This is a genomic window from Mesorhizobium sp. M7A.F.Ca.CA.002.15.2.1 (assembly GCF_003998715.1).
GTDB lineage: Bacteria > Pseudomonadota > Alphaproteobacteria > Rhizobiales > Rhizobiaceae > Mesorhizobium > Mesorhizobium ciceri.
In genome coordinates, this window is the sequence record NZ_RZPI01000460.1 from 1 (window position 1) to 4,601 (window position 4,601).

5 protein-coding genes are annotated in these 4,601 nt (G+C 66.7%); 2 read left to right on the forward strand and 3 right to left on the reverse strand.

Annotation, left to right across the window (positions count from 1 at the left end; all coding sequences use genetic code 11):
• The coding region (locus ENZ74_RS22630) for an FAD-dependent oxidoreductase (protein ID WP_127312999.1) at window positions 1-1,278 on the forward strand (1,278 nt) is incomplete at its 5' end.
• Window positions 1,271-2,515, forward strand: a complete 1,245-nt coding sequence (gene arsK / locus ENZ74_RS22635) for an arsenite efflux MFS transporter ArsK (protein WP_063168656.1) — start codon at window positions 1,271-1,273, stop codon at window positions 2,513-2,515. The genes ENZ74_RS22630 and arsK, both read left to right, overlap by 8 nt.
• Window positions 2,516-2,525: 10 nt before the next feature.
• Here the strand turns inward: arsK and ENZ74_RS22640 are convergent, their stop codons facing one another.
• The 3 genes from ENZ74_RS22640 to ENZ74_RS22650 all read right to left on the reverse strand — a co-directional run.
• Window positions 2,526-3,254 carry an amino acid ABC transporter ATP-binding protein gene (locus ENZ74_RS22640; protein WP_024501778.1) on the reverse strand — a complete coding sequence of 243 codons (729 nt, stop codon included), beginning with the start codon at window positions 3,252-3,254 and terminating at the stop codon, window positions 2,526-2,528.
• A 56-nt stretch (window positions 3,255-3,310) separates the two neighbouring features.
• On the reverse strand, window positions 3,311-3,985 hold the full coding sequence (locus ENZ74_RS22645; RefSeq protein WP_063168655.1) for an amino acid ABC transporter permease: 675 nt from the start codon (window positions 3,983-3,985) through the stop codon (window positions 3,311-3,313).
• Window positions 3,982-4,601: amino acid ABC transporter permease (locus ENZ74_RS22650; RefSeq protein WP_164761140.1), on the reverse strand; the 620-nt coding region annotated here is incomplete at its 5' end. The genes ENZ74_RS22645 and ENZ74_RS22650, both read right to left, overlap by 4 nt.

A 4,601-nucleotide genomic window follows, 5' to 3' on the forward strand; every position in this document is an offset into this window, starting at 1 on the left:
GGCCATGTGCGGGTGTTCTCGCCTTGGGAATACAACATCGACGCGGCGGCGCGGGCGCTGCTCGACCGCTCCGGCTGGACGGCGCCGGACAGCCAGGGCCTGCCGACCGGCGGCGAGATCGTGCGCGACTATCTGGCGCCGCTTGGCCGGCTTCCGGCGATCGCCGCCAATCTGAAGCTCGGCGCCGAGGTCACCGCGATCACCCGTCAGGGGCACGACAAGGTCGCCAATGACGGCCGCAAGGACGCGCCCTTCGTCATCCGCTACCGCGATGGCGGCGGTGAGCACCGCTTTCTCGCACGCGCCGTCATCGACGCATCCGGAACATGGTGGCGGCCAAACCCGATCGGCATCGACGGGCTGCCGGTTGCCGGCGAAGGCAAGGCGTCGGCACGCATCGCCTATGGCATTCCCGACGTGGTCGGCAAGGCGAGAGAAGACTATGCGGGCAAGCGCATCCTGGTCATCGGCGGCGGGCACTCGGCCATCAACGTCGCGCTGGCGCTGATGGAGTTGCAGGATGGCGTGCCTGGCACCGAAATCTTCTGGGCGCTGCGGCACGCCAGCATCGAGAGATTGCTCGGCGGCGGGCTGAACGACCAGTTGCCGGAACGTGGCGCGCTCGGGCTGGCCGCCAGGCAGGCGATGGCGGACGGCAGGCTGAACATGCTGACGGGCTTCGCCGTCGACCGCATCGAGACGCAAGGCGAGAAGCTTGCCGTCGACGCCCACCTCGCCGGCAAGCCGTTCAGCATGGCCGTGGACCGCATCGTCGTCACCACCGGCTTCAGGCCAGACCTGTCGTTCCTCGGCGAAATCCGCATCGCGCTCGATCCCGTCGTCGAAGCGCCGCCGGCACTGGCGCCGCTGATCGATCCGAACTTCCACTCATGCGGCACGGTTCCCGCGCATGGCATTGCGGAGCTCGCGCATCCCGAACCCGGTTTCACCATCGTCGGCTCGAAATCCTACGGCCGTGCCCCGACCTTCCTGATGGCGACCGGCTACGAGCAGGTCCGCTCGGTGGTGGCCGATATTGCCGGAGACCATGCCGCGGCCCGCGAGGTGCGGCTGGTGCTGCCGGAGACCGGCGTGTGCAGTGCCGTCGGTGTCGCGACGGTATCGGAAAGCGCCGGCTGCTGTGGCGGGCCTGCTCCCGCCGCTGTCGATGCCTGCTGCGTCAGGGATGCGGACGCCAAGGCAACCGGCGCATCGGGTTGCGGCTGCGCAACCGATGCCGAGCCGAGAAGAGCCGTATCGGCCGGCATCGATGCCTGACCGGTCCGTCCTGCGCAAGGCGATCTGGGCGCTTGGGCTGACCCAGATCATCGGCTACGGCACGCTCTATTACAGCTTCTCGATGCTGGCGCCGGCAATGGCACGCGAGTTCGGGCTCACGGAAGGCTGGGTATTCGCAGCCCTGTCGGCCTCGCTGTTTGCCGGCAGCCTGTTCGCGCCGACTGCCGGGCGGTGGGCCGACCGCTTCGGCGCCGGCCGCCTCATGACCGTCGGCTCGGTCGCGGCGGCTGTGGCGCTGGCGCTGTGCGCCGTCGCACCCGGCCGCGTGAGCTTCGTTCTGGGATTGCTGGCGATGGAACTGGCCTCCAGCTTCGTCCTCTACAGCGCTGCCTTCGTGTTGATCGTGCAGGTCGGGGTTCCCCGGCCGCAACGCAGCATCACCCATCTGACGCTGATCGCCGGGTTTGCCTCTACCCTGTTCTGGCCGCTGACCTCGGCGCTGCATGCGCATCTCACATGGCGCGAGGTCTACCTTTTGTTCGCCGCTCTCAATCTCGGCCTATGCCTGCCGATCCACGCCTGGCTGATGCGCCTGTCGCGTCGCCACGCAACGGTCACGCCGCATGAGCGCGGCTCCGCCCCCGATGAAGCGGGAATGCCGCTCGATGCGCGGCGCGGCCGGGCCGCATTCCTGCTGATGCTGGCGGGGTTCGCCACCGAAGGCTTCGTGCTGTCGGCGATCCTCATCCACATGGTGCCGCTGACGGCGGCCCTTGGGCTCGGCACCGCAGGCCTCTTCGTCTCGACCCTGTTCGGGCCGGCGCAGGTCGCCAGCCGGTTGATCAACATGCTGTTTGGCGGGCGGCTGCAGCAGACGCACCTTGCCGTCATTGCCGCGTCACTGCTCACGGCCGGGCTGTGTGCGCTGTTGCTGACCACGCCATGGCTGCCCGGCGCCTTCGTGTTCGTGTTCCTGTTCGGCCTCGGCTCCGGCCTCACCAGCATCGTCGGCGGCACCTTGCCGCTCGAACTCTTCGGCCGCGAAGGCTATGGCGCGCGGCTGGGATGGGCGAGCGCTGCCCGTCAGTTCACCTCGGCCTTTGCGCCGTTCGCGCTCGCCTTCATGATGGCGCGGACATCGGTCGCCAATTCCCTGTGGGTGCTGGTGGTCGTCGCCGCGAGCGGCGTCATCGCCTTCCTCGCCATCGCGCTGCTCAGGCGGCGCGGCGGCCCGGCAGCGTTTGCGATTGGCGGCAGCGCGGAAGAGGCGACCTGACCGCCCGCCTTTAGTGCCGCAGAATCTTGCTCAGGAAAGCGCGGCTGCGGTCGGTCTTGGGGTGTGAGAAGAACTCGTCGGGCGTGCCGCTTTCGACGATGGCGCCAGCGTCCATGAACACCACGCGCTGGGCGACCTTGCGGGCAAAGCCCATCTCGTGCGTCACCACCATCATGGTCATGCCTTCCTCGGCGACCGCGACCATGACGTCGAGCACTTCGGAAATCATCTCGGGATCGAGCGCCGAGGTCGGCTCGTCGAACAGCATGATTTTGGGCCGCATGCCGAGGCAACGCGCGATCGCCACGCGCTGCTGCTGGCCGCCGGAGAGCTGTGCTGGATAGGCATTGACCTTGTCGGCGAGGCCTACCTTGGCCAGCAATTCGCGGCCGGCCTTTTCGGCTTCGGCACGCGGGATCTTGCGGACATGGATGGGGGCGAGCGTGACGTTTTCGAGTGCCGTCTTATGCGGGTAGAGGTTGAACGACTGGAAGACGAAGCCGATCTCGGTGCGCAGCTGGGTCATGTTGGTGGCGGGGTCGCCCAGGCGCTGGCCGTCGACGACGAGATCGCCGTCCTTGATCGCCTCCAGGCCGTTGACGCAGCGGATCAGAGTGCTTTTGCCCGAGCCGCTCGGGCCGCAGACGACGACCACTTCGCGCGGTTCGACGCTGAGCGTGATGTCCTTGAGCACGTTGAGCGAGCCGAACCATTTGTTGACGCCGCGAAAGTCGATCATGCCGGTTTTGGCAAGGCCCGTTTTGGTCATGTTTTCTGGACCTTTGGGGTTGGAAGTCACAACTGCACCTCGGCATGCGCCGCGCCCATGCGCTGCTCCAGCCGGCGGGCCAGCATGATCAGCGGATAGCAGACGATGAAATAGCCGACGCCGACGAGGAAGAACACCAGCAGGCCGTTGGGCACACGCTGCACCACCAGCCAGCCGACGCGGGTGAGGTCGGTCAATCCGATGGCCGAGACGACAGAAGAATCCTTGATCAGCAGCACATACTGCCCGACCAATGGCGGCAGCACGATGCGCATCGCCTGCGGCAGCACCACCTGGCGCATGCGCTGCCAGCGCGACAGGCCGGACGCCAGTGCCGCCTCGACCTGGCCTGTCGGCACCGAGCGGATGCCGGCGACGACGATCTCGCAGATGAAGCAGGCAGCCAGATTGGTCAGCGCGATGATGCCGGCGGTGAAGGCATCGAGTTCGATGCCGAACTCAGGCAGGATGAAGAAGATCAGGAAGATCTGCACCAGGAACGGCGTGCCGCGGATCAGGTCGACCCAGGCCCCGATCAAACCCGAGATCAGACGGTTGCCGCCGGTCCGCAGGATGCCGAGGGCGAAGCCGAGCAGCGTGCCGAGCACCAGGCTGATCAGCGACAGCAACACGGTCATGCCGAGGCCGCGCAGGGCCAGTGGATAGGAGCCGGCGAGGCTTTGCAGTTGTTGCCAGATCATGTCCGCGCCCCCGCTGTGCCGAGCCAGCGGCTGGAGAGCCCAGCCAGTCCTTTCAGGCCGTAATAGAGCAGCAGATAGAAGGCGGCGATGGTGAGGAAGCCTTCCGCCGGCATGAAGCGGTCGGAGGCGAGCAATTGACCGGCGCGTGTCAGTTCCGAAACCGAGATCAGCGACAAAAGGGCGGAATCCTTGACCAGCACGATCGCCTGGCCGAGCAGCGGCGGGATCGTCACCTTGAAGGCTTGCGGCAGGACGACAAGGCGCATGCGCTGGACATAGGTCATGCCCGAAGCGACGCTGGCCTCGACCTGGCCGCGCGGGATCGACAGGATGCCGGCGCGAATGATTTCAGCGATATAGGCGCCGCTGTTCAGCGACAACGCGAGGATGCCGACGACGAGTTCCGGCAGAACGAAGCCGAGCCGGGGCAGGCCGAAATAAAGAAAATAGAGCTGCGCCAGCAAGGGCGTGGCACGCACCGCATCGATATAGGCCTTGGCCGGGGCGCGAAACAGCCAGCCGCGCTGCAGATTCATGGCGCACAGCACGATGCCGACGATGAGCGCGCCGACAAAGGACAGCGCCGACAGCCAAACGGTCGTGACCAGGCCCTGTC